Raw genomic sequence first — 24,455 nt, forward strand, 5'->3', positions numbered from 1 at the left:
AAAATATTTGGGCGATCGCATCAATTCTGTGACTGTTCTGATTCGCTTTCACCATAATCACTGCATTGTCGTGAGGACTTTGAGGCGAATCGACGCTTGCTGGATGATCCATGAAAATGTTTGCATCATGCACTCGTGCGAGTCACCTGGTTGTTGAAGCGGTTTGTTATTGCGCGGGCATTCCCTGATGTGATGTATCGAGCCACTTAGAAAGCTTCTTTGCTCGAGTGCGATTGATGAGGTACTGAGAGCTCATCCAGGCCGCGTTTAGTGGAGTCGTCAGTCTCAAGGGAGTGGTTCTCAGGGTAAATAGGATCTGCTAGCAATAAAACTACCTGCAGAGATAAAGTATTCTCATTTGATTCACGGGAACCAAATTCTTTTACGCGATTTTTCTCACCTAATTGAAGGTGCATATCAAGAATTATCTGACCTAATCTCCATTCAGTAAATGTCTTAAGTCCTTTTCTAAAGGGTGTTCTGAGCCTTGTTCGCATTGATGGAAGTCGCTGCTGACACAAAAGTTAATCCGCTGCTTATTGCGAATCACTTTCATTTCTGCTGTAATCAAATTGTGATCTTATTGAGATTTGATATCAATAAGATTTAGGGCTTCGCTAATGGTCCATTGATATAGCGCTCAGAGGAAACAGCCATCGTGACGACCACAATTCCCGCAGCCAAAGAAGCAGAAGAATTTCCCTGGTGGGCTGGTAATGCCCGCTTTGCAGACGCTTCAGGGCAGCTACTCGGTGCCCATGTCGCCCATGCAGGGCTGATTGTCTTCTGGGCCGGAGCCTACACCTTATTTGAGTTAGGTCGCTTCGACCCGGCCCAACCCATCTATTTACAGGGGTTGATTCTGCTTCCCAACTTGGCCCGCTTCGGGTTGGGACTGGGTGACGCAGGGCAGATTATCGACCCCCATCCCTACTTTGTTGTGGGTGTTTTGCACCTGATTAGCTCTGCCTTTCTCGGATTTGGTGGCCTGTATCACGCACTCAAAGGTCCGGCTCAGCTTGAAGATCGATTCCCGCGCTATGGCTATCGCTGGGATGACCAGAAAGCGATGACCAATATCTTAGGGACTCACCTCATCCTGTTGGGGCTGGGGGCAGGACTGCTTGTGCTAAAGGCGACTAAGTTTGGGGGACTCTACGATTCGAGCTTGGGTCAACTGCACCTCGTCACGAATCCCACGCTGAATCCGGTGGTGATTGTGGGCTATCTGCTGGGCCTCCAGAGTCCAGACTGGATTGCGGGCGTCACCTCTCTTGAAGATATTGTCGGCGGTCATGTTTGGGTCAGTGTTCTCTGTATCGGAGGTGGTCTGTGGCACTGTGCCACGAAGCCGTTCCCTTGGGCACAGCGATTGTTCACCTGGTCCGGTGAAGCATACCTGTCCTATAGCCTTGGTGCGTTGGCCCTAATGAGCTTTGTTGCCACCTACTTTGTGGCGGTCAATAGCGTGGCGTATCCCACAGAATTTTATGGGCCTAGCTTGAGCCTAGTTTTTGGGCAGGTGCCTGAATTTGTCTCAGTGGATGGTCAATTGACCACACGCGTCTGGCTCGCTAATTCCCATTTCTGGCTTGGGTTCTTCGTACTTCAGGGTCATCTCTGGCATGCTCTGCAGGCCCGAGGGCTCAACTTAAATCGCGAACTTTTACGCTAATTTCTTGCACTCTCAGCGTTAGGAAAAAACTATGACAGCAGTCATTGATTCTACGATGGCCGAAGGCCGGTCGGAGACCATCGCATCTGAGCCGGCGACGCCTATAGCTGCAACCCAGGCCCCATATCCTTGGTGGCGGGGCAACGCTCGATTTATTAATCAGTCAGGAAAACTCCTTGGTGCCCACCTTGCCCAGGCCGCGCTAATCATCCTCTGGGCCGGAGCGATGACGCTCTTTGAAATCTCGCACTTTAACGCCGCACAGCCGATGTACGAGCAGGGGGTAATTCTGCTGCCGAATCTTGCTCGTTTGGGTTATGGCGTCAGTGATGGCGGAATCGTCAATGATCTCTATCCCTACTACGTGATTGGCGTTGTGCATTTGGTCAGCTCTACAGTGTTGGCGGCAGGTGGACTGTTCCATGCCCTCATTGGCCCTGCGACATTAGCGATCGATGATACCTTTGCAGGTGACTTTGGCTACGACTGGACTGACCCCAACAAGATGACCTCGATCCTCGGGACACATCTAGCGGTTCTAGGGTGCGGTGCTTGGTTGCTGGTGGTGAAGGCGATGTTCTGGGGCGGGCTTTATGACGCCAATCTAGAAACGGTTCGCGTTGTTACGAACCCAACCCTCAACGCGGGTCGCATTTTCGGTTATCTCATCGGTCCACTATCGAGTGGTGGAATGGTGGCTGTCGATAGCCTCGAAGATATTGTCGGTGGTCATCTGTGGATTGGTTCTGTTCTGGTTCTGGGCGGTGTATGGCACACCACTACGCAGCCTAGAGAATGGGCAAAGAATCTGCTGGTGTGGTCTGGTGAAGCCTATCTCTCCTACAGTCTGGCGGGTTTGGCCTATATGGGGCTGTTGGCCGCTTACTTTGTGACGGCGAATACGGTGGCTTACCCAGAAGCTTTCTATGGATCTTATGTTGCGCCGTTGGATCAGCATCCGTTTGTGAACTCTCGGAGTTGGCTTGCGATCGCACATACCTTCCTGGCCCTAGTCGCTCTCCTCGGCCATCTTTGGCACGGCTTCCGCGCCAGAGCCGCTGTCGCCGGATTCGACTTTACCCAAAACCAAGTCGTTCAGACTCCAGATTCCCAAATTGGCAACCTACAAACTCCAGTCAACTCATCTGCTGCTGTTACTTGGCTGATTGGCAACCTGCCCATTTATCGCCCTGAGCTGACCGCCTTCCGTCGCGGCCTAGAAATTGGCATGGCCCACGGTTACTTTCTCCTTGGTCCTTTTGCTCTCCTCGGCCCCATGCGGACCTCGGATATTGCCTTTGAGCGGGGACTACTGGCTGCCTGTGCTCTAATTGCCGTCTTAAAAGGAGCCTTAGATTTGTACGGCACCGCTAGCTTTAGTCAAGGCCGAGCACCCAAGGGATTCTCGCCACAGGTTCCTACAGCCCTCAAGACTTTAGAGGGTTGGCGTCAGTTCAGCTTGGCTTTTTTAATCGGGGGCGTCGGCGGAGCCGTGTTTGCCCATGAGTTATTGACTAAAGCTCAGCTCTTTTAGCCCCCGATCTAGATTTTGAGGATGTCGCTCTTCTAACTGCTTAGCTGAGTCCTCAATGTGCCTGCGGCTGTGGCACGCAGCTGCAGGCTTCTCTCCATCGTGTCCCTATCTCTGACTATAAGGAGTGTTTTTTAGATGCAAAGTTACGGAAAACCTGATGTCAAGTACGACTGGTGGGCCGGAAATTCGCGGTTTGCAGAACAGTCTGGCCTCTTTATCGCTGCCCATGCGGGGCAAGCCGCTCTCAGTGCCCTCTGGGCCGGAGCCTTCACGCTATTTGAACTCTCTAAATTCTCGCCTGATATACCGATGGGCGAGCAAAGTCTGATTGTGCTGCCGCATTTAGCCTCCCTTGGGTTGGGCGTCGGGGCCGGCGGTCAAATCGTGGATACCTATCCCATGTTTGTGGTGGGGGCCATTCATCTTATTTCCTCGGCCGTTTTGGGTGCTGGAGCACTCCATCACGTTTTTGGTGCCTCTGGTAACCTGCAAGAAACGGATGGAAAAGCCAAGAGCTTCCACTTTGAATGGGATAGCGATCCTAAGGCTCAGCTCGGCATGATTCTAGGGCACCATCTTCTATTCCTCGGCATCGCCTGTCTGCTGTTTGTCATGAAAGCCACTACCTGGGGCGGTCTCTATGATCCGGCTCTTCAGGATGTGCGCTTAGTCTCCCCAACCCTCAATCCAGCAACAATTTTTGGTTATCAAACCCACTTTGCTACCGTCAATAACCTCGAAGACTTGGTCGGCGGTCACGCTTTCGTTGGTTTTCTTGAAATTGTCGGTGGCATCTGGCATATTCTCGTTCCACCGATGCCTTGGGCCAAAAATCTGCTTCGTTTTTCTGGCGAAGCTGTTCTCTCTTACTCCCTTGGTAGCGTTGCCCTAGCCGGTTTTGTCGCTTCTTACTTCTGTGCCGTTAATACATTGGCCTATCCCATTGATTTTTACGGCCCCGTTCTGGATGTGAAGTTTGGCATCATGCCCTACTTTGCTGATACCGCAGCTCTACCCGTTGGTATTCATACTGGCCGCTGCTGGCTTGCCAATGCCCACTTCATCTTGGCCTTTGCCTTTTTGCAGGGACATTTTTGGCATGCATTGCGATCGATGGGCTTTGACTTTGAGCGCGTCGATCAGGCTCTGAAATTTGAACGTTCTTAGTCATCGTTATTCAAGGCTAGTTCAAGCAGAACGCAATCAATCAATCGGCAGAAGCTTTAGGGTTCTCTCTTGACAGACCTTCTGCTTAAACCCAAGGCGTCATGCAGACTCTCCTCTGTGGCGCCTTTCTCATTGACATCAAAACTTTGAGGAATTCCCACCGTGACTACGGCAAATCTTTTATCATTTACCCCCGACAACATGACCAAGAGCTGGTGGAATGGCAATGCCCGTCTCACCAAGTTTTCGGGTTTGCTCCTTGGGGCTCATTTGGCCCATGCTGGCTTAATTGTGCTTTGGGCAGGTACCCGAGTCATTTCAGAAGTCGGTAACTTTGACCCCAGCCTGTCTTTCCCTGACCAAGGACTGCTGTTAATCCCCCATCTTGCGGCTCTTGGCTTCGGTATTGGCCTCGATGGAACGGTTGATACCTATCCTTATTTTGTGATTGGGGTTTTACATCTTGTCGCCTCTGCTGTTTTAGCAGCAGGTGGCCTCTACCATGTCTTTGGCGGGTCCCCAGTTCTAGAAGAATCAGAAAATAGCCGAGCGGTGAAGTTCCACTACGAATGGAACGATCATCGACAATTAGGCTTAATTCTTGGCCACCACCTTATCTTTCTCGGGGTCGCGGCTTTGCTCTTTGTTCTCAAGGCCACCACCTGGGGCGGCATCTATGATCCGACCGTGGGGACAGTCCATACTATTGACAACCCAACCCTAAATCCAGCCACGATCTTTGGCTATTTGTTTGGCCGCAATCATGGCGTTTGGTCCGCTCAAGGGCTAGCTAGCGTTAGTACGCTACAGGATGTTGTTGGCGGTCATGCCTGGATCGGTGCCCTTGAAATTTTGGGGGGTATCTGGCATATTCAAAAGCCCCCGGCACCTTGGTCTCGCTGGTTGCTCAAGATTAACGCCCATGCTGTTCTCTCCTATAGCCTCGCCGGAGTCGCCTGGATGGCGTTTTTATCCTGCTTCTTTCTCTATAATCCTTTGGTGTTTCCGCCAGAGCTGTACGGTACAGGCAAAGATTCATTGGCGAATGTTCAGTTTCTCTTGGGCTTGACAGCGCTGGGAGGGCACGTATGGCACGCTTCTATTTCTCGGGCTGAGGTGCAGGCAAAGTCTAGCCGCGTCTCTGATTCAAAGGTTCCTGCTGCGACTAAATCCAGCTCGACCGTAGTAGAGAAAGAAATACAGGATAGTCCGGAAGACGTGACCACAATAAAAGAGACGCCCCAAGGTGATGTAGATGCATCGGCTGAGGTAAAGGTCGAAGAGACTGAGACGAAAGATCCATAACACTCCTTTCAGCTTTACTTGGAATACCCAGTCTCTCTACTCACGAGGAACTGGGTGTTCACTTTTTAAAGGAGACATCGCTCAAATACAATTCTTTTTCATTTGTTTTTTAGGTCAATTAAAAGATTTATTTTACGTGTATCGCTCAAACCCTTTTATAGAGGGAGTTATAAGGATTGTTGATTTCCTCTGACAGGGGTTGACAACCTATCTATTGAAATATATTCTCAATAGTGTGATGAGTAATTGTTTGCTGCAGCTGTGAAAAACTCGATCGATGCAAATGTATGTGCCGTGATGGAAGTAGGTCTGATCTCAGCGTATCTATGGGCAGGTAATCAGTCCTTCGTTGGGCGAGTTCAGTTGTTTTAGCGTTCGCTCCGCTTTCTGCGATCGCAAGCCTTCAGGAAGCCTAGATCTTACCGGTACTGGCAACTTCGCTCAGATTTTTCAATAGCTTTCTAGAGAATTTTTGTTTTGCGGTTGAGTCCAGCGACGACCGCGCATTTAGTTAATGACAGGAGACTTTAATGACACAGGTTGGTTTATTTTTCGGTACCACCACTGGCAAAACAGCGAACATCGCCGAGATGATTCAAGACGGTCTGGGGGGCGCAGATGTCGTTTCCGTGGCTGAAATTCATGAAGTCGAAGAAAACAGCGAGCTGCTGGCCTATGACTGCTTGATTATTGGCTGCCCCACCTGGGATATTGGCGAGCTGCAGAGTGACTGGGATACGTTTTTCCCGAATCTAGACAGCATTGATTTCAGCGGTAAAAAAGTGGCCTACTTCGGTACGGGAGACCAAATTGGTTATGCCGATAACTTTATGGACGCAATGGGAATCTTGGAAGCCAAAATCAGCGAAAAGGGCGGTGCGACTGTCGGACAAACCTCTACAGAGGGCTATGAATATGAGAGTTCTAAGGCAGTGAAAGACGGTCAGTTCTGCGGTTTAGCGATTGATGAAGACAATCAAGATGACTTTACTGATGAGCGTGTTTCCGCTTGGATTACGCAACTGAAGTCAGAATTCGGCCTTTGATCATTTACTCTATCTTTTTGCAATATTATGTCCTCCATTTGTGAAGCCCTTTGGGTGAATACCAGCGCCAGTCTCCAGCGCTTTGATCAGCCTTTACTAAAGTGCTTGGCTGGCCATATTGGGGTTGCCCATTGGGCCTATCGACAAACGCCTGATGAAGCCAGTGATCTAGATGTTCCAGTCCAGCTTTTGCATGAGTACTTGCAGGAGCAAGATCGCCCGCTCCATCTAATCGGCCACGGTACCGGTGGACTTGTCGCTCTGTTAGTGGCGCGCCAGTTCCCGGAGTATGTGCGATCGCTCACGTTATTGAGTGTGGGTGCCCAAGCCAGTCTGGACTGGATCGCTCACTACTATTTTCATCTCAAGTTCTTGGGCTGTCGTCGAGAGCAAATCTTTTATCAGCTGATCACTGATCTATTTGGTCGCCAGAATCCCGCTGGGCATCAATATCTGGGTAAGATTCTGCAACAGGCATTAGCGACCTCGCCATCCCCTAATTCAATGATCCAGACGGCAAACGTTCCTAGGAATGGAGTGCCCGTGCCGTTTTTGGCCTGTGGAGGCCATGATGATGTGGTTGTCGATCCCCATGAAATTGAAGGTTGGCGAGGGTGGTTAAAGGACTGCGATCGCATCTACCACTGCCCCCACGGTCGGCATTTTTTCCATGGAACGCATCCTCAGCTTGTGAGCCAACAAGTCCTGGAGTTTTGGAATCAGGTGAATTTGCAAACGACCCCATCCTGGTTCGAGATCTCACCGGCCTTTGCGATTAACTGCAGGCTTTAGCATCTATGCTTCATTATTTTTTCTCACAGCCTTTGATGGTCGTCATTCCCCAAAGTTGTCTGCTGCTGTGTAGTTGGGGACTGATTGCTCTCTTGATCAAGTCCGGTGCTCAAACCCTAATTCAAGGCATTACTCATTTGAAGCGTCTCCACAGCATTCCCTGCCATCGCTGCGCTTACTTCACCGGACATTATCAACTTAAATGTACCGTTCATCCTTGCGAGGCCTTGACCGAGCAGGCCATCAATTGCCCAGACTGCATGATCTGTAACACGCCGACAGAAACGGCTCGCGTTCCGCTCTGGAAATGTAATTCAGCGCATCAACCTCTACAGGAAGCCTCCCATGCCGACTCCACAACTGCGCAGCAACCTCACCTACCTCAGTCCGGTTCATATCAGCCAACACTGCTTTAAACGACGGAGTTTTATACCAACGCTGCCCCATCAGCTTTGGCAAATTGAACAGGGCTTTGTTCGCACCCTCACCTGGGATGAAAATGGTAACGTTTCTACACTGGGGATTTGGGGGCCTGGAGATGTGGTGGGACTGCCGCTGACGCAGGTGGAACCCTATTATGCTGTTTGCCTTGGCCCCGTTGAAGCCAAGCTGCTGGCCAACCGCTGCCACTGGTCGATGGAGGCGATGCTCTGCCATATTCAGCAAACAGAGGCGTTGCTCCAGATCACGCGCGGGAAAAGGATTTGCGATCGCCTCCAGCAGCTTTTAATCTGGCTTGCTCAACGATTCGGCTATCAGACCGAGCAGGGACAGGTCACTGAACTCCAGATCACCCATCAAGAAATTGCCGAGACCCTCGGAACCTCTCGGGTCACAATCACTCGACTCTTGAAAGTGTTGGAACAAGAAGGCTTTATGCGACGTTCCAGGAAGCGATATCTGCTTCTACATCGGCCTAACACTAGGTATCCTAGAGACTTAAAGCCCATTGTATAAATTTTCGGATCCAATTTTATATACAGAGTGATTGCAACTGTGTATACAGCTTTCGCGGCTGCCACTAGTCAGAGCTGAGCCTATTGATGATCCATTTGCCGCTATCAATAGAAACCAAAATCCTCTGGAGTAATAATCCAGAGGATTTCTCTTATAAAGCTAATCCCGGCGGAATTAGCGGTATTCACAAGGAAATTTAAATACTGACCTGATTATGAAGCGGTCAGCCGTATTGATGGATGTTGTATCTAACCTAGCGAGTAATCATGAGGAAGTTGTGTGGTGCGCGGCTACCGTGCTAGAAAACCGTCTTGCATCATATGGCTAGTCTTTATCATCAAAACTTATTCAAGATATAACTACCTCAGCTTTTTACGATAGGATTTTATGCTAGCTGTGTTGCGCCAGAAAAAATTTGAGCCGTAAATTGAATGCCCTGTATCTCTTGGCAGACAGAGATTTCAGACTGTTCCTTTTGATCTTTATCCGTTGTGGAGATATCTACTGCAATCTATATATTGAAAATCTATTGCAATAAGGATTATTCTTTGATAAATTCACATAAGTAAGTTTGTTGACTAGTTTTCTCAACTGAGTCAGGGAGTGTAAAGGAGCTGTCATGCCTGAGACGTCTACGATCCGCCAGCCTTTTGATCAAGTGAGTGACAATGCGGTCGCTCTAGGCGCAGAAATTACGGTCCCTGTTTGTGAGGGGATGAACCTGGCACTGGCGAGCTTTCAGGCGCTTTACCTGCAGTATCAGAAACATCACTTTGTGATTGAAGGGACGGAATTCTACCAGCTTCATCAGTTCTTCGACGAGAGCCGCGCGGCGGTGCAGGGCTATACCCATGAGTTGGGAGAGCGTTTGAATGGGTTAGGTGGCGTTCCGGTTGCCAGCTTGAGCAAGATCGCTGAGCTGTCCTGCGTCGAAATTGAGGCAGATGGTTGCTTTGATGCCCGCACGATGGTGGAGCATGATTTGGCCGCAGAGAAAAACGTGATTGGGCTGTTGCGATCTCAAGCTTCTCAGTCCGAAAGCTTAGGCGATCGAGCCACCCGCTATCTCTACGAAAAAATGCTGCTAGAGACCGAAGAGAGAGCTTTCCATTTAGACCACTTCCTTGCCAACGATAGTCTCACCTTGGGCTTGAGTTAGCGCCATTGAAGCAGGAGAGGCTGCGCTGAGCCTCTTAGGGGAACTGCTTTTATTCAAAGATTTTTCAGTTAGGAACTGAGTGATGCATTCATCTCACACTTCACTAAAGCCAGGACATCAGATTGTAAGAGTGCCGAGTTGCGATCGCAGGCAAGTGCAGCGGCGATTACAGGAGCTATCGATTAATGCCTGGTGCTCCACCGATGGATATTTACGCGTCGAGGTCAAAGATCATGTGGAATCGGCTCAAATTTGGAGCGTTGTCCAGCAGTTTATCGCTCCCCGTACCGAGCTGGTGGGCTGGCTGGAACAGTGCTGGCTTTGATGGTTTGAACCACCCGCTACCTGTGACCGTTCAACGCAGTGATTCGTGGACCGATTTTTTCTTGGGTGAAGCGCAGACTGCGCACCGTCACAGTTTATTAGATAGTAAATCCAAGGTTGCCCTCCACTACTGCATCTCGGACATCGATCAGATCGCCACAATGTCCTGTCCTTCCAGCGAAATCCCGAAGCATTTGTGGCAAAAGCTACAGCAGCAGCACGCCAGATCTTCATTCGCGAGTCGAAAATCCTATGGGTAAACACGGGATTAAAGTACCTTTCAGCATCAGTGGTCGTTTCTTGACCTACAAGGTCACCGGCACTTTCAAAATTAAGGGCATTTACTTGGCAACGGCCCAGGGTGAAGTGTATGTAAAGCTGCCCAAGTCCCTGAGATATACATCAATGCAAATGCTGGAGTCTGGAGCGTGGGTCTGCGTCAAGGGCCATCAGAAAATCAAGCACGGGAAGCGCAAGCTGAAAGCGCTTTCCATTGTTCGCACAAATCCCTGTACTGATGAAGAAACAATGTCTAAATCCAAAGGTTCAGTGAAGCAGATTAAAGTGTGCCAGAAATCTAGTTGTCGAAAGCGCGGCAGCAAGGCTATCTGTAAAGCCCTGAACAAAAGTCTGAAGCAGACGGGCCTTAAAAAGAAAGTCGCGCTTCAAGATGTAGGCTGCATGGGCAAGTGTAAGGCGGGGCCGAATATTTCTATTCTGCCGGACAAGACCCGCTATACCCATGTGCGACCCAAACAGGTCGCGGGTATTATTCAGCAACACTTTTGCTAGCCAATGCTATGTGATAATCATTCTCTAAAGTGAGTTAGAGAACGGTTATGTCAAATCCGGGGGGATCAAAAAGGGTGAGCATATTTTTAATCGATAGGGTTTTAGGCTTAGGTCGTTCGAAACCCTATCGAAAGTTTGCTTGCGATAGATTTCTGTTCTGGCCGTATTAGCCATGAACGACTTTGAGATCTAGGTTTGGCAAAGGAGTAACTGCTCCGCGCCCATTCAACTGTGTAATTTGTGGTGTTTAGAGTGTCAAAAATGAACAAACGTCCTTTCCTGAGCGGAGGTCTGGGGCTTTTAGGTGCCCTTGCGCTGACTGCTCCAGCATTTGCAGACACATCGGTTTCAGACCTGATTGCCGAAACAGAATCAGACAGTACTGGCCAGGTGACCTCTGTCTCTCAGTTATCTGATGTGCAGCCCACTGACTGGGCCTTCCAGGCGCTGCAGTCTTTGGTGGAACGCTATGGCTGTATTGCAGGCTATCCCAACGGCACTTTTAGGGGCAACCGCTCAGCCACTCGTTACGAGATGGCCGCAGCGCTCAACGCTTGCTTGGACCAGATTAGCGATCGCTTCGCCTCCAAAGCCGACCTCGATGCCGTCAAAGCCCTACAGGATGAATTTGCAGCAGAGCTTGCCACTTTGAGAGGCCGGGTCGATGGCCTAGAGGCCCGCGTTGATACCGTTGAAGCCCAGCAGTTTTCAACCACCACCAAGCTCGAAGGTTCCGTGATTGGAACCATTCAGTTTGGTGACCAAACCGACGTTGACGGTGGTATTGGCAGCAGTCGTGCTTCAGCGCTGGCAGAAGTTGGATTAACCTTCAACACCAGCTTTACGGGGGAAGACTTACTGCAGATTACCCTCTTGACAGGTAATGGTGGTAACGACTTCTTTGGCGAGTTCTTTGACGCAGGGGGTGGCCTTGCCGGTGGCACCGTCAATCCCGGCGCTATCGAATATCGAGATACTGGCCCAGGCGTTGAGCTAGATCGTCTTGCCTATGAATTTAGCCCTGTGGAGAACCTTTCAGTCACCATTGGACCACAGCTCTATCCCAGTGATTTTATCGATGGCAATAGCTATGCTAACGATCCGGGTGCTGACTTTAACTCTGGCTTTTTCATTAACAATGCTCTGATCATTAATGATGCCGTCGATGATCCCGGTGGGGCGGGCTTTGGTTTTAACTACAACCTTGGGGGCGGTCCTCTGAGCTTGCGTGCAGGGTACGTGGCCGCTGCAGGCGGTAGTGCGGTTGAAGGCGCAACAGAGACAGAAGGCCTTTTCGGCGACCCGCATCAGGCGGTGGCAGAGGTTGAATACGCTACCACTTTTGGCGCTTCTGATGATGGTAACTTCGCTGTACGCCTTCAGTATGCCTACACTGAGACCTTTGCACTAGTTCAAAACGTAGTTGGCGTTAACGCTGAAGCTACCTTTGGCCGGTTTGGCGTGTTTGGCCGCTACGGTATTTCTTTAGACCCCCAGGCGGGTGGTGCAGACCTCTTTGCCGTTGGGACGAATAATGCTCAAACCTGGATGGCGGGCGTCGGCGTCTCGGATTTGCTGATCCCTGGCTCAATGCTTTCCTTTGCGGCTGGGCAACCGTTCATTGCTCCAGGTCAGCCGGATCAGACTAACTTTGAGGGGTTCTATCGTATTCCGGTCAATGACAACATCACGATTACGCCTGCTGTCATGGTGATTACTGACCCCAACAACATTGACCAGAATGCACTGATTCAAGGGGTTCTACGCACGACGTTCTCCTTTTAACCCAAGCGCTCATTGTTCTCCGTTGAACAGGCAACGCCCTCTCAAGAGGGCGTCCTTTTTCGCTCGCCTTCAAATCATAAGGATCCTGATCATGATGCATCAACTCGTTAAACCGTTCGTCTTGGCTTTCACTCTCAATATTGCTGTGGTTAGCTATGCCCCATTGATTTCGGTGGCTAATGCTGAACCGTCTGCAGACCTGAAAGACTCAGGTCGTGGTCTACTGGTTGCCCAGGAAGAAGAAGCGCTCACTCCAGGGGAGCAAGCCAATGCTGATTTTCAGGACAAGCTGGCGGGGGCAGAACTGCTGTCAGCCTTGAAAGAGGGCGGGCACGTGATCTACTTCCGGCATGCTCAAACAGAGAAGGACTATGCTGACCAGGTGACGGCAGATGTTAATAACTGTTCCACGCAGCGGACTCTTAGCGAAGCGGGTTGGCAAGATGCTCTGGCGATTGGTGCCGCATTTAAAGAGAAAGCGATTCCCGTCGATCAGGTCGTCTCTAGTCAGTACTGCCGTGCTTGGCAAACTGCAAACTTGGCGTTCGGCAAGTATGAAAAGAATCCAGCTCTCAACTTTTTGCCCTTTGAAGACTACACTGAAGCTCAGGTTGAGCAGATGAAAACCAACGTGATGCCGCTGCTGACGGCGGTCCCAAGTGCGGGCATGAACACTGTGATTGTGGGGCATGACGACATTTTTGAGTCAGCCACAGGCATCTACCCAGATCCGCAAGGGATGGCCTATGTTATGAAGCCAGACGGCCAAGGTGCTTTTGAAGTGATTGCGAATATGCTGCCCCAAGAGTGGTCAGAGTTATAGGAACACAGATTGAAGCTAGCAAAAGCCCTGTCTACATTCAATGTAGACAGGGCTTTTAGAAATTTGAGGATCTTAGTAGACCGACAATTTCAGTCAATTTCGGAATCAGAGACTACTGAACAACAATCTTACCGACCATTCCTGCACCTCGGTGTGGCTCACAATAGTAGGCGTATTCTCCCGCTGTAGCATCGGCTGGGAAGCTCACATCGAAGCCGCCAGACATTTCTAATGCGTTATGAGACAAAGAGCTGGCCTCACCTGCAGAGTTCGCTGAATCAAAGACAACATTATGGGGACCTGCAAGACCCACGTCGAAGTGGACCGTATCTCCCGGTGAGATTGTGACTTCAGCAGGACTATAGGCAAGCATACCGCCCTGACCCATCTCCACGGACACAGTGTTGGCGAGGGCGGGTGAGGCAGAAGCTATGACACCTAAAGTTAGGCACATCGAAAATAATACAGGTGCGATGCGATGTACAAGGGATTTCAAAAAGCTCATCATCTAATCTCCAAGGCTCTATCTTTTTTAGTACGACGGCCTGTCGTACGACGATAGGTCAATGATAGCGCTTATTGACAATGCCTGGGACTCAGATGCCTGTGGATGTTGCCAGTCTCAGGTTCAAAAACAGCCGCTGGGTGGTCCTTGTTTTTAAATGGATGCTCGATTTTGATCGGGTGCTTTGGGTACAATCCACTGTCTGGCTTTCTCTAGCTCATCCATGCTGTAGATGCGGATTTGGCCCAGCATGAATAGGCGAGAGGCAATGATCCCGCGCTTGACCCAGATTTGATCGGTTGCGATCGCATAGTGGCTCAAGTCAAAAAAGTGCCGAATCCCAAACATCACATCATGGAAGATTAGAGTCGGCTCAAAGCTAGATAGCTTCAGTACCTTGATCAACAGACGTAGTTTTGAGTGCCGCTCAAACTGCCCATCCATCATCTGCAAAAGCTCAGCAAACTCTGCCGCTGACACGTGTCCATCAATCGACATCTCGATCACATTGGTGTCTGGCACCACCTGATATTCAAGCATAGGATCTTTTCCCAGAACGGCTGCCCTTCATTGTCCCTTACGAAACGGGTAGCCGATTTTCCGTGTCCAGAGTCAGCCTTTACGAAAGCTTTGTCAGGATCCCTAGGAATTTGATAGATAGAGGCGTCAACAGCGTTCGGCGATAGCCATCCGCTGCCCGCTTGATCGCATCAGCCTGAGTTGGATAGGGATGAATGACGCTCGCCATACTGCCCAGACCCACCTTGTTCACCATGGCCGTGGTGATTTCACTAATCATCTCCCCTGCATGGCGGGCCACAATGGTCGCTCCCAGAACCTGGTCTGAGCCTTTCTTGAGGTGGATTTTTACAAACCCATCTTCTTCTCCGTCAGCCAACGCGCGATCGACGTCATCAAACAAAATCTTGATCGTATGGATATCCATACCCTGATCTTGGGCCTCGTGTTCATAGAGACCGACGTGGGCAATTTCAGGATCGGTAAATGTGACCCAGGGCATCACCAAGTCACTCAGCTTGTACTTGCCAATCCCGAAGGGTGAAAATAGCGTATTTTTGAGTACAATTCGTGCCGCTGCATCCGCTGCATGGGTGAACTTCCAGTTCATGCAGATATCGCCTGCGGCATAGATCTTCGGGTTCGTTGTTTGCAGATTGTCGTTGACCACCACCCCGTGCCGAGCATCGTACTCTACGCCAACAGCCTCTAGATTTAGCCCCTGTACATTAGGCGCTCGTCCGGCCCCGGCTAAGATTTCATCTACGATAATTGATTGTTCATGACCACCCGACTCGAAGAAAATCTCTTTGCCTGCTGCGGTCTGAACCACTCGCTTCAGTTGACTGCTCAAAACAAGCTGAATGCCGTCTTCGATGAACTGTTTCTGCACAATTTCCGCCGCATCCGCATCTTCTTTGTTCAAGATGTGGCTGCCACGATGAAACAGCACGACCTTACTGCCCAGGTGGTGAAAGGCTTGAGCAAGCTCACAGCCAATCGGACCGCCGCCAATCACCGCTAATCGTTGGGGTGACTCTGTCAGCGAGAAAACCGTTTCGTTGGTGAGATAGCCGACGGCTTCAATGCCCTCAATTTTAGGCTTAACGGCTCTAGCACCCGTGCAGATCACTGCTTTTTTGAAGCGCAGCGTTTGGCCTGCCACCGACACCGTATTCGGTCCTGTAAAAGTTCCTTCGCCCAAGAACATATCGACGCCTGCCTTTGCGGCACCGGCAGCGGAATCTACGGGACTGATCTGAGCGCGTACTTTCCGCATCCGCTCCATCACCGCCGGGAAATCTACGGTCACTTGGTCCGGCGGTACAATTCCGTAGGGCCGCGAACCTCTGATATCTGCTGCAGCTCGGGCAGAGCGAATTAAGCATTTTGACGGGACACAGCCGACATTGAGGCAGTCTCCGCCCATGAGGTGCTTCTCGATTAGAGCAACTTTGAGGCCGACGCCGAGGCCTGCTGCTCCCTTGGCCGTTACGAGCCCCGCTGTTCCAGAGCCAATCACCACTAAGTCGTAGCATTCCACGGGTGTGGGGTTGACCCAATCCGAGGGGTGGACATTTGCGATTAACTTCTGATTATAGACATCCATTGGGGGCATTGTTACCCCTTGACCTGAAAATTGCGTCATTGCTTTACCCACAACTCCTAAATTGTTCCTGACAGCCTAGTGGTTGGCCTCTAGAGAAGCGTTTGGTCTGGGACATTTCTATACATACGTCCACTACTGTGATCTGTGTGCACAGAATACCGCTAATCCTGCGCTTGCCTTACTGACGATGCGCCATGAGCAAGCCTGCGTCGGGTGATCTTTCATCACGCACAATTTAGAGGTTGAGCCTGAACATACGCCGATAACTTTCTGCAGACTTCCTGAGAATTCTAGGAGTATTTCCTGAGAATCTAGGAGAGTATTGACGCCGTCAATCTATCCGAGCAGGAATATGGGTGAGATTAATTCGCCCTATTGATGGCTAATGTGCTAAATCTAAATCCTTTAAACCTCTTAGACAAGCGGTCCACCTTTGCTTGAATAAGCGTGATTTAACCGTAGTTATTTACAAAACAATACGTTTCTGAAGTCATTTGTTGGAAAAATCTATCGGAGCTGGCTAGGAATATGGTGAAGCAATTTTTGCGTCTCAAGCTTTAACTTCAAAGCGCTGTAACTATTTCTGGGTAAAGAATGTATCTCTTGCTTATGTGGTTTGAGAGTGCCGTTTTTGTCTATCTCTAGACTCAAAAGGTGCGAAAAGACCCGAAGAAATCTTGAAATCCTTACAATTTAATGATTCTAGCGATACTATATTGTGCCAATACCCCTTAGAATGAACCATTGAAATTTCGATGCGGTAGGAGTTCCAGCTCTCTGGACGGGGTCGTTGTTACTTGATAACCTTTGGATAACCAATTAAGTTGTCTTTAGAAACCCAACCTGCAGGTTCGAAATTGCTAACCACGCTTAACTAATCATTAGGAGTTACCCATGAACAAAGGCGAACTCGTTGACGCGGTTGCTGATAAGGCAAGCGTGACGAAAAAGCAGGCTGACGCTGTACTGTCAGCGGCTCTAGAGACCATTATCGAAACGGTCGCAGATGGCGACAAAGTGACGCTAGTTGGTTTTGGCTCCTTTGAACCCCGCGATCGCAAAGCTCGGGAGGGCCGTAACCCCAAGACTGGTTCCAAGATGAAAATCCCCGCCACCACTGTACCTGCATTCTCGGCTGGCAAGCTGTTCAAAGAGAAAGTCGCGCCTTAGCGGTTCACCGAAGTTGAAAAGACCTCTCCACGGTGGCAATTTAAGTTGGGCTGCACACCTGGCTGGCTGTGAACCGGGGGAGGTTCTAGATTTTTCTGCTAGCATCAATCCTCTCGGGCCTCCCGCTAGCGCCTTGGCGGCTATCAAGTGTCATTTGGGGGACTTGAGCGCTTACCCTGACCCGGCCTCAACGGCTCTACGTCAGGCGATTAGTGAGTTCCATCAGGTCTCTGCCGACTGGATTCTACCGGGCAATGGTTCGGCAGAGCTGCTAACCTGGGCCTGCCGTGATTTGGCGCAGCTCCGGGCCACGCATGTACTGGTGCCGGCGTTTAGTGATTATCACCGAGCGCTAACGGCTTTCTCTGCGGTTGTGCAGGTCCACGCTCTTAACGTAGAACCTGGCTTACCCACCTTCCAAGATTGGCAGCCTCTGCTTTCGGGGCCCAATGCAGGTCTTTTATTCAATAATCCCCACAATCCTACGGGAGGTTTGCTGGGGCGCGAGTATCTGCTCGCCTGCCTTGATCAATTTGAGCTGGTGGTGGTGGATGAAGCTTTTATGGATTTTTTGCCGGTCTCGGATCAGCAGAGTTTGCTGGATGAGGTGATTAATCATCAGAATTTGGTGATCTTGCGATCGCAAACTAAGTTTTACAGTTTACCGGGACTGCGACTTGGCTACGCCGTTGCCCATCCTGATCGCTTAGCGCGGTGGCAACGATGGCGTGATCCCTGGTCCGTCAATGCTCTGGCAACCGCTGCGGGGACTGCCGTGCTTAGAGATCAGGCTTTTCAGCAGCGAACTTGGGACTGGCTACCGCCGGCGCGCGCTCAACTGTTTACAGGGCTTCAGCAGCTCGGATTGCAGCCGCTACCGGGGGTTGCTAACTATTTACTGGTGGCGGCCCCCTGCTCCGTCACGGCCCTGCAGCAGTTGTTAATGCAGGAAGCTCGAATTTTAATCCGAGACTGTATTAGCTTCCCGGAGCTGGGTGATCGCTATTTTCGAGTTGCCGTGCGGACCTTGGCTGAGAATCAGCAGCTTTTGCAGGCGCTAGCCGCTGTGCTGCCCCGTCTGCCTCGCTTGAGTGGGGATGGCCGGACATGAATCAACGTTGGGATTAACCTATGGCGGTGGATTATGATTTGGTCATTCTGGGTGGCACAGATGCTGCTCGATGGGCGGCCATCACGGCGAGTCGTTTCCATGCTCGCGTGGCGCTGGTGGGTGACCAGGCTTACGCTGATGCTCGGAGTGCCACAGATACGCCCGCGGCCCTCGCCAGTCGAGGCATTGATGTAATAGAAGCTGAGGGGCGCTTCGTTAAACGGCCCTTGCAGGTAGTGGCGCAGAATCGAGAGTTGCGATCGCGTTACTACTTACTCGCGCAAGCCCCTTCAGCCCCTAAATCTCTCTACCTCAGCGTTGATGCTGCCTATGCCAAGATTTACGAAAGCCCTCAGTCCTGGCTAATTGTCGGCGACAGTCCCACAGCTTTACAGCTCAGCCAGCGCTTGGTCAAACAGGGCCATGCTGTGACCCTTGCTGCCCGCTCTAAACTGCTGCCGTTTGAAGAACCTGATGCCGCCATGCTTCTGCAGGCACAGCTCGAAGTTGATGGCGTCTGTATCTTGACCCATACGCCTCTCCCTGCCGATTCTGTCTTTGATCAGGTTTTATTGTGCAATCGTTCCTTCTCGCCCTCGCAAATCGTTTGGGCTGAAGATAGTCCTACAGTCCCTTCTCCCCTTGTACAATCTTTGGATCTGACCCACACCTCTGACGGTCTATGGGTTGATGCAACGCTGAGAACCAGCCACCCTAGAATTTATGCCTGTGGTGCCGTCTTGGGGGGCTACAATCTGTCCCATATTGCTCGATATGAAGCCAGTCTTGCCGTTAAAAACGCTCTTTTTTCCCCGACTCACGCCATCAATTACTGTCATCTTCCGTGGGCCATATTAACTGAACCTGCTTTGGCTAGAGTGGGCCTCACCACCGCTCAGGCCCAGCGACAGTACCGTCAAATCAAGGTTTTCAAGCAGCCCTACGCAACCGCCGATTCCACCCATGGACAGCCGGGACTCTGTCACCTTATTTCCCGAGACAATAATACTTTAGTGGGGGCACATTTATTCGGTACCGCTGCTGCAGAGATGATCCACCTACTGGCCCAGGCTGTAGAGCAGCAGCGCACTGTGTCAGAAATTGCGAATGGGGTCTTTATTGATGCCGCCACCTCAGACATCATACGGCAGACGGCTGAGGAGCCTGTAGAACACCGCGATGGGTTAGAACACCTGTTTCATCGGCGACGACGCTGGAACTTTTAGTCCTGGGCTGCTGCATCCGCGACCGCGTTGAGCGTTTCCTTCAGATCTTTGAGGCGAATCGGCTTACTAATATAGGCATTCATGCCCGCTGCCAGACAGTCTTCACGATCGCCCTGCATGACGTTTGCCGTCATCGCAATGATGTAGGGGCGCACGTCCACCGACCATTCCTGGACGATCTGTTGTGTTGCCGTCAAGCCATCCATCTCTGGCATCTGCACATCCATTAAAACCACGTCATAGGTCTTGAGGCGCACTTGTTCCAGCACCTCCCGACCATTGGCGGCTAGATCGGCCTCGTAGCCTAGCTGCAGCAGCATTCTCAGCGCCACCTTCTGGTTGACGACATTGTCTTCGGCCAGCAAGATTCGTAGGGGCTTTGATGTGACCTGAGGCGAGTCAGCCTGCCCATGGGATGGCGTAATCTCAAGCTGGGGATCAAGGATGCGCAACAGAATCTGATGGAGTCGTGCTTTCTTAACCGGCTTGCGAAGGGAGGCCGCAATCTGGAGGGATTGAGCTTCAGGATTGATATTGCCGATGGAGCTGAGTAAGACAACGGGGGGAGCCTGATCGCCCAAGTGCTTCTGTAGGCGAGCCGTTAGGGTTAGACCACTGATCCCCGGCATTTGTACATCTAAAATTGCCAGGTCAAAATGATTCTCGCCGAGCAGCATCAGCGCCTCTACCCCTGACGCTGCTAATATCGGCACCATTCCCCAGGATTTAACCTGCATGCGCAGAATCTGCCGATTGGTGTTGTTGTCGTCAACAATTAAGACACGCTTCCCTTGAAGTCGATGGTGATCTGCCGCGGAGGGGGCTGCCATCTGCGGGGCAGCTTGTCCGTGGATGGTAAAGAAAAAGGTAGACCCCAACCCTTCTTGACTTTCAACCCAGATGCGTCCGCCCATCTGTTTGCTTAGACGCTTGCTGATGGCGAGTCCTAGACCCGTGCCACCATACTGGCGCGTGATTGAAGAATCAACTTGGCTAAAGGACTGAAACAGACGATCGCAATGCTCAGGTTTGATCCCAATGCCGGTATCTTTAACAGCGAACTGTAGTTCGTAGGTCGGTGGCGCATCAGCGGACGCCTCTGAAAGAATCTGGGCCGTCATTGAGACTACCACCTCCCCTTCAGGCGTAAATTTGACGGCATTGCCCAGTAAGTTGACCAAGATCTGGCGCAGACGATGCAGATCGCCAACGATAAACAGAGGCTGCTCTGATTCTCTAGAATAGGCTAGTTCCAGTGCTTTCTCTGAGGCTCGGGCATTGACCAGATCGAGAGTTTCTTCCACGCAGAGATCAATATTGAAGGGTTGAGCTTCGAGCTCCAGCTTACCGAACTCAATTTTAGAAAAATCGAGGATATCGTCAATAATACTCAGCAACGATTCGCCGCTGGTGCGTGCGGTATTGACCAAGTCTGTCTGTAGCTCACCTAGGTCGGTTTCTAAAAGCAGATCCGTGGTGCCAATCACGGCGTTCATGGGGGTGCGGATTTCGTGGCTCATCATGGCGAGGAACTCACTCTTGGCCCGGTTCGCTGACTCTGCTTCTCGTTTTGCCCGCTTGAGCTGTTGTTCCGTGTGTTTGAGGGGGGTCAAGTCCTGCATTTCGGCGATCAAGTAGGCTGGCTTGTCTGTGATATCCCGAACAAGTGCGACGCTGACGAGGCTCCAGACGACTGTTCCGTTGGCGTGTAGAAACCGTTTCTCCCCCTGGTAGCTGGCAATCTTGCCAACTAAGAGCTGTCTGAACTGCCGTCGTTCGGCTTCAAGATCGCCTGGAAAGGTTAGGTCTTGGATTGTCTTTTGCAGCAGCGCGGCCTCTTCGTAGCCGAGCAGTTGGCACAGGGCTGGATTAACCTGGAGCCACTCACCCTCAATGCTAATGAGAGCCTTGGCGGCTGCACCGTAGGTAAATGAGGTGCGAAAGCGCTCTTCTGTTTGGGCGGTCTGTAGACGCAGGCGATCTTCTCGCTGCTGCTGGAGTCGTTTTTGATCAGTGACGTCTCGGTAGATGCCCCAGATACAGGTGACGTTCCCGCTGGCGTCCATAGTCGGGGTGTAGACCGTGTCGTAGTGGCGAATCTGCTGCTCGATCTGCAGGGTTCGCTCGACGAATACTTTTTTTCCGGTCTCAGCAGCTTCTTCTAAAAAGGGTTCAATCTCATCGGCCTGATCGCCCAGTAGCTCTCGATGGGTGGAGCCGATGATTTGTTGCGGTTCTAGGCTGAGCAAGCAGGCACCGCTGGCGTTGATGGCGATGTAGCGAAACTTGAGATCAAAGGCAACAAAGGCGTCGCTGGTTTGCTCGACAAAAGCAAGAAACTGCTGCGCCATCTGTCCCCCCACGCTGTTGAGCTTCATGGGGTCTGGAAAGGGGGATGAGGTCTGAGAAGATGCCATGCTTACTGCGTGATCAGTCCGGTGATGCCTTGGTGCCTTTGCAGGTAGAAAGCCCCATTCTGTTCCACTCGATCAGTCCTCCTGAGATATTGCTGATAGTGCTGAACCCCAATCTCTCTAAACAAGAAGCTGCGATGGGGCTCCGGTGGGCCGTGAGACAAATGACCGCCACAGGCTGTTCTGGAGATAGTGTCTGGAACCAATGAGGCCAAGCCCAGCGTCGCAGGGTGGGTAGAGTGCCAAGCAATAGGCGGAGAAGGCTGAGATTTATGGCCTGAGCAGGATGCATCAGTCGATACTCCAGGGCACTGCGGACATCAATGAGTAACGGAGGTGAGGTCTGATTTGCGTACTCAGTGGGCGATAAGGTTGCAATTTTAGATACTGTCGTTCGTGGCTCCGTCATTATCTTTAGCCCAAATCCTGTTCTTTTTTAGTCTAAGGGCTACTGTTGGGGCGTTGCCAACGGTGAGCGGAAGATATCACGATCGTTGCTTTGACTGCACTATTGAGAGAGGGATGCTGCTGGATCAAATTTGAAGGTGTTAATCATCTTATTGAGCGTGCTTTCAAGATCTTGAAATTGTTCTTCTGGAACGATATAGCTCAGGAGGGCCACCCGTTGGCCTTTATTCTCAATGAAGCTATTGCCTAGAAGCTCCACTTTGATGTCGCCTGTTGCTGTGCCGGTGTATCCCCAGATCAATAGGACGCTGCCATCTTTTTGGGGCCGCGCATCCTCGATAAAAAAGTCGGGCTTGTCGCTGAAGGTTTCTGTAAGAAAGGTCTCTACAATCTCAGTTAGTTCAGCCTGGGAGGGTTCGCTGGCGACGTCAAAGAGGTCTGCTACCATTTCGCCGTTGCCGGTGGGATCGGTCCACACCATAATGATTTCTTCCGACTTGCTATTGTCTTTGAGGGTCCACCGTTGGGGAGCACTAATAGAGAACCCCTGCGTTTGATGTTCATAGGGTTCCAATGCACGAATCTGGACGCGCTGAAATTGGCTCTGGGTTTGAGGGCTAGGCGAGGTGGTCAGTTCGGGGCTAGGGCTAGAGGATGTTGGCTCATCGGCATCATCCTGGGGGCCGACGATGATACCGATGATTACCAGTAGGGTGAGCAATCCCACAGGCAAGAGGACAATGAGACTTGCGATCGCACATCCCCATTTCCAAGCGTTGCCACTCTTCGGCTGACTCACCGCCACAGGAGATGTTCCTTGAACGGTTGGTGGTATCGGAGGCTGAGCAGGATTTGTGGTTCCTGCTGTAGCCACGTTTCCCTGCGAGCTTGGTGGATCGATTAAGGTCGGTGGCGGCATTGATGGCGGTGAACCGGCTATTGAGACTACCTCAGTGGGCGGCACGGTATTCGGAGCATTTAGCGCCTGCATCACTTCTGCCGCTGACTGATACCGATCCAATGGTCGAGCCGCCAACATCGTTTGCAAAACAGCGCTGAAATCGGGGTTCAAACTGAGATCTTGCTGCCAAGTCCACTCTAGAGATTGAGGATCTTGAAGATCCTGTGGCAGTTTGCCCGTCATTAAAACCAGTGCAGAAACGGCCAAGGCGTAAAGGTCACTGTGAGGGGCGACCAGCCCCAGGCGCATCTGCTCATCAGGGGCATAGCCAACTTTGCCGAGCCGAGTGCCGCCCTTCGAACTAAAGCCACTGGCCTGAGGGGAGATTACCTCGGTTGCGACATCCATTGCCACCTGCTTAACACCCCCGAGATCGATCAAGATCGGGAGGCGATCGCGATCTCGACACATGATGTTATCGGGCGAAATATCTCGGTGGATGACGCCCTCCTGATGTAAATAACTCAGCACCGGCAACAGATCTCGAAAGAGCTGGAGAATATCAGACTCTTTGAAAGCCCTGCTCACCTGCTTTTCCTGAAGCTGCTGGTACGTGTGGCCTGCAATGTAGTCTTGGACTAGAAATAGGCGTTTTTCAGCCTGAAAAATCTCCCAGAACCGAGGAATTTGAGGGTGCTCCAGTCGATGTAGGGTGGCTGCTTCTCGCTGAAAAAGTTCCTCTGCCTTTTTCAGGGCTGCTGTTCCTTGAATCGAAGGGGTTAGCTCTTTAAGGACAATGGATTCATTGAATCGGCCTGTGTCTTGGGCTAGATAGGTCCGACCAAAGCCGCCCTGCCCTAAGGGGCGATCGATAATGTAGCGATCTCGTAATCGTGTCCCGGCTGGTAATGCGATATAGGAACTGCTGGCGAAGTTGGGTGATGTGCTATTCCCTGCCCCTTCTAAGCTGTGAGGGGCCAGATCTGAACGATCTGATCCGATGGCAGGAGAACGGCCAGAGGGCTGCGTCTTTAGAGACGTTCCGCAGTACTGACAAAAGTGAGATTTGGAAGCAACTTGCTGTCCACACGACGTACAGTTCATTAAATCCATACAATCTGCACCTCAGCCGACCTCAATACCCTCAGACTCCATTGCAGCATTAGTTATGGGCAATCGCCACCCTTTCCTGAGATTGTTAACATCTTCAAGAAAGGTGCAAAACTGTCCCTG

The 24,455-nt window shown here is 51.1% G+C and carries 23 protein-coding genes; 17 read left to right on the forward strand and 6 right to left on the reverse strand.

The annotated features are described in order from the left end of the window. The first annotated feature begins 658 nt into the window (after nucleotides 1-658). The 14 genes from C1752_RS12515 (at nucleotide 659) to C1752_RS12575 (ending at nucleotide 13,359) form a co-directional block, all read left to right on the forward strand. Nucleotides 659-1,675: a chlorophyll a/b binding light-harvesting protein gene (locus C1752_RS12515; protein WP_110986416.1), complete on the forward strand. Its 1,017-nt coding sequence runs from the start codon at nucleotides 659-661 to the stop codon at nucleotides 1,673-1,675. A gap of 31 nt (nucleotides 1,676-1,706) precedes the next feature. Beyond that, on the forward strand, nucleotides 1,707-3,209 hold the full coding sequence (locus tag C1752_RS12520) for a chlorophyll a/b binding light-harvesting protein (protein ID WP_233501571.1): 1,503 nt from the start codon (nucleotides 1,707-1,709) through the stop codon (nucleotides 3,207-3,209). A gap of 135 nt (nucleotides 3,210-3,344) precedes the next feature. Further along, entirely contained in the window at nucleotides 3,345-4,376 is a 1,032-nt protein-coding gene (locus tag C1752_RS12525) for a chlorophyll a/b binding light-harvesting protein (protein WP_110986417.1), read from the forward strand. A 162-nt stretch (nucleotides 4,377-4,538) separates the two neighbouring features. Then, nucleotides 4,539-5,681: a chlorophyll a/b binding light-harvesting protein gene (locus C1752_RS12530; RefSeq protein ID WP_233501573.1), complete on the forward strand. Its 1,143-nt coding sequence runs from the start codon at nucleotides 4,539-4,541 to the stop codon at nucleotides 5,679-5,681. 530 nt (nucleotides 5,682-6,211) lie between these two features. Continuing rightward, nucleotides 6,212-6,727: a flavodoxin FldA gene (gene fldA, locus C1752_RS12535; protein WP_110986419.1), complete on the forward strand. Its 516-nt coding sequence runs from the start codon at nucleotides 6,212-6,214 to the stop codon at nucleotides 6,725-6,727. 27 nt (nucleotides 6,728-6,754) lie between these two features. Further along, entirely contained in the window at nucleotides 6,755-7,519 is a 765-nt protein-coding gene (locus C1752_RS12540) for an alpha/beta fold hydrolase (protein WP_110986420.1), read from the forward strand. Nucleotides 7,520-7,524: 5 nt separating this feature from the next. Continuing rightward, the gene (locus tag C1752_RS30530) at nucleotides 7,525-7,935 is read left to right on the forward strand and encodes a hypothetical protein (RefSeq protein WP_199464382.1); all 411 of its coding nucleotides are present in this window, start codon (nucleotides 7,525-7,527) and stop codon (nucleotides 7,933-7,935) included. Continuing rightward, the gene (locus tag C1752_RS12550; protein WP_110986421.1) at nucleotides 7,865-8,476 is read left to right on the forward strand and encodes a Crp/Fnr family transcriptional regulator; all 612 of its coding nucleotides are present in this window, start codon (nucleotides 7,865-7,867) and stop codon (nucleotides 8,474-8,476) included. Before C1752_RS30530 ends, C1752_RS12550 begins: the two co-directional genes overlap by 71 nt. 619 nt (nucleotides 8,477-9,095) lie before the next feature. Then, nucleotides 9,096-9,635 carry a DNA starvation/stress protection protein DpsA gene (dpsA, locus tag C1752_RS12555; protein ID WP_110986422.1) on the forward strand — a complete coding sequence of 180 codons (540 nt, stop codon included), beginning with the start codon at nucleotides 9,096-9,098 and terminating at the stop codon, nucleotides 9,633-9,635. An 82-nt stretch (nucleotides 9,636-9,717) separates the two neighbouring features. Next, a complete protein-coding gene (locus C1752_RS12560) occupies nucleotides 9,718-9,960 on the forward strand; it encodes an Asr1405/Asl0597 family protein (protein WP_110986423.1) in 243 nt (80 codons plus the stop codon). Nucleotides 9,961-9,982: 22 nt separating this feature from the next. Beyond that, complete coding sequence (locus C1752_RS29300; protein WP_233501574.1) at nucleotides 9,983-10,219, forward strand: hypothetical protein; 237 nt, start codon at nucleotides 9,983-9,985, stop codon at nucleotides 10,217-10,219. Further along, nucleotides 10,212-10,751, forward strand: a complete 540-nt coding sequence (locus C1752_RS12565) for a (2Fe-2S) ferredoxin domain-containing protein (protein ID WP_110986424.1) — start codon at nucleotides 10,212-10,214, stop codon at nucleotides 10,749-10,751. Before C1752_RS29300 ends, C1752_RS12565 begins: the two co-directional genes overlap by 8 nt. Nucleotides 10,752-11,012: 261 nt before the next feature. Next, the gene (locus C1752_RS12570; protein WP_110986425.1) at nucleotides 11,013-12,536 is read left to right on the forward strand and encodes an iron uptake porin; all 1,524 of its coding nucleotides are present in this window, start codon (nucleotides 11,013-11,015) and stop codon (nucleotides 12,534-12,536) included. A 91-nt stretch (nucleotides 12,537-12,627) separates the two neighbouring features. Further along, nucleotides 12,628-13,359, forward strand: coding sequence for a histidine phosphatase family protein (locus C1752_RS12575; protein WP_233501575.1), 732 nt, complete (start codon nucleotides 12,628-12,630; stop codon nucleotides 13,357-13,359). A gap of 112 nt (nucleotides 13,360-13,471) precedes the next feature. On the opposite strand, the gene petE is transcribed toward C1752_RS12575, so the two are convergent. The 3 genes from petE to C1752_RS12590 form a co-directional block, all read right to left on the reverse strand. Beyond that, nucleotides 13,472-13,864, reverse strand: a complete 393-nt coding sequence (gene petE / locus C1752_RS12580; protein WP_110986426.1) for a plastocyanin — start codon at nucleotides 13,862-13,864, stop codon at nucleotides 13,472-13,474. 153 nt (nucleotides 13,865-14,017) lie between these two features. Beyond that, entirely contained in the window at nucleotides 14,018-14,404 is a 387-nt protein-coding gene (locus tag C1752_RS12585) for a SpoIIAA family protein (protein ID WP_110986427.1), read from the reverse strand. A 79-nt stretch (nucleotides 14,405-14,483) separates the two neighbouring features. Next, nucleotides 14,484-16,031 (reverse strand): mercuric reductase, encoded by a 1,548-nt coding sequence (locus C1752_RS12590; RefSeq protein WP_110986428.1) that lies wholly within the window; start codon nucleotides 16,029-16,031, stop codon nucleotides 14,484-14,486. Nucleotides 16,032-16,886: 855 nt separating this feature from the next. Between C1752_RS12590 and C1752_RS12595 the strand changes: the two genes are divergently transcribed. From C1752_RS12595 to C1752_RS12605, 3 genes are read left to right on the forward strand one after another with little or no spacing between them, the layout of a single operon-like run. After that, on the forward strand, nucleotides 16,887-17,162 hold the full coding sequence (locus tag C1752_RS12595; RefSeq protein ID WP_110986429.1) for an HU family DNA-binding protein: 276 nt from the start codon (nucleotides 16,887-16,889) through the stop codon (nucleotides 17,160-17,162). A gap of 13 nt (nucleotides 17,163-17,175) precedes the next feature. Then, nucleotides 17,176-18,273, forward strand: a complete 1,098-nt coding sequence (cobD, locus tag C1752_RS12600) for a threonine-phosphate decarboxylase CobD (protein WP_110986430.1) — start codon at nucleotides 17,176-17,178, stop codon at nucleotides 18,271-18,273. 20 nt (nucleotides 18,274-18,293) lie between these two features. Continuing rightward, a complete protein-coding gene (locus tag C1752_RS12605; RefSeq protein ID WP_110986431.1) occupies nucleotides 18,294-19,499 on the forward strand; it encodes an FAD-dependent oxidoreductase in 1,206 nt (401 codons plus the stop codon). Here the strand turns inward: C1752_RS12605 and C1752_RS12610 are convergent. The 3 genes from C1752_RS12610 to C1752_RS12620 all read right to left on the reverse strand — a co-directional run bounded on the left by C1752_RS12610 (nucleotide 19,496) and on the right by C1752_RS12620 (nucleotide 24,335). Continuing rightward, nucleotides 19,496-21,916, reverse strand: a complete 2,421-nt coding sequence (locus C1752_RS12610) for a response regulator (RefSeq protein ID WP_233501576.1) — start codon at nucleotides 21,914-21,916, stop codon at nucleotides 19,496-19,498. The two genes, C1752_RS12605 and C1752_RS12610, sit on opposite strands and share 4 nt — an antisense overlap. Before the next feature lie 13 nt (nucleotides 21,917-21,929). After that, nucleotides 21,930-22,322: a rhodanese-like domain-containing protein gene (locus C1752_RS12615; RefSeq protein WP_110986433.1), complete on the reverse strand. Its 393-nt coding sequence runs from the start codon at nucleotides 22,320-22,322 to the stop codon at nucleotides 21,930-21,932. A gap of 99 nt (nucleotides 22,323-22,421) precedes the next feature. Then, nucleotides 22,422-24,335 (reverse strand): protein kinase domain-containing protein, encoded by a 1,914-nt coding sequence (locus tag C1752_RS12620; protein ID WP_110986434.1) that lies wholly within the window; start codon nucleotides 24,333-24,335, stop codon nucleotides 22,422-22,424. Nucleotides 24,336-24,455 lie beyond the last annotated feature (120 nt).

The sequence above is a fragment of the Acaryochloris thomasi RCC1774 genome, assembly GCF_003231495.1.
GTDB lineage: Bacteria > Cyanobacteriota > Cyanobacteriia > Thermosynechococcales > Thermosynechococcaceae > RCC1774.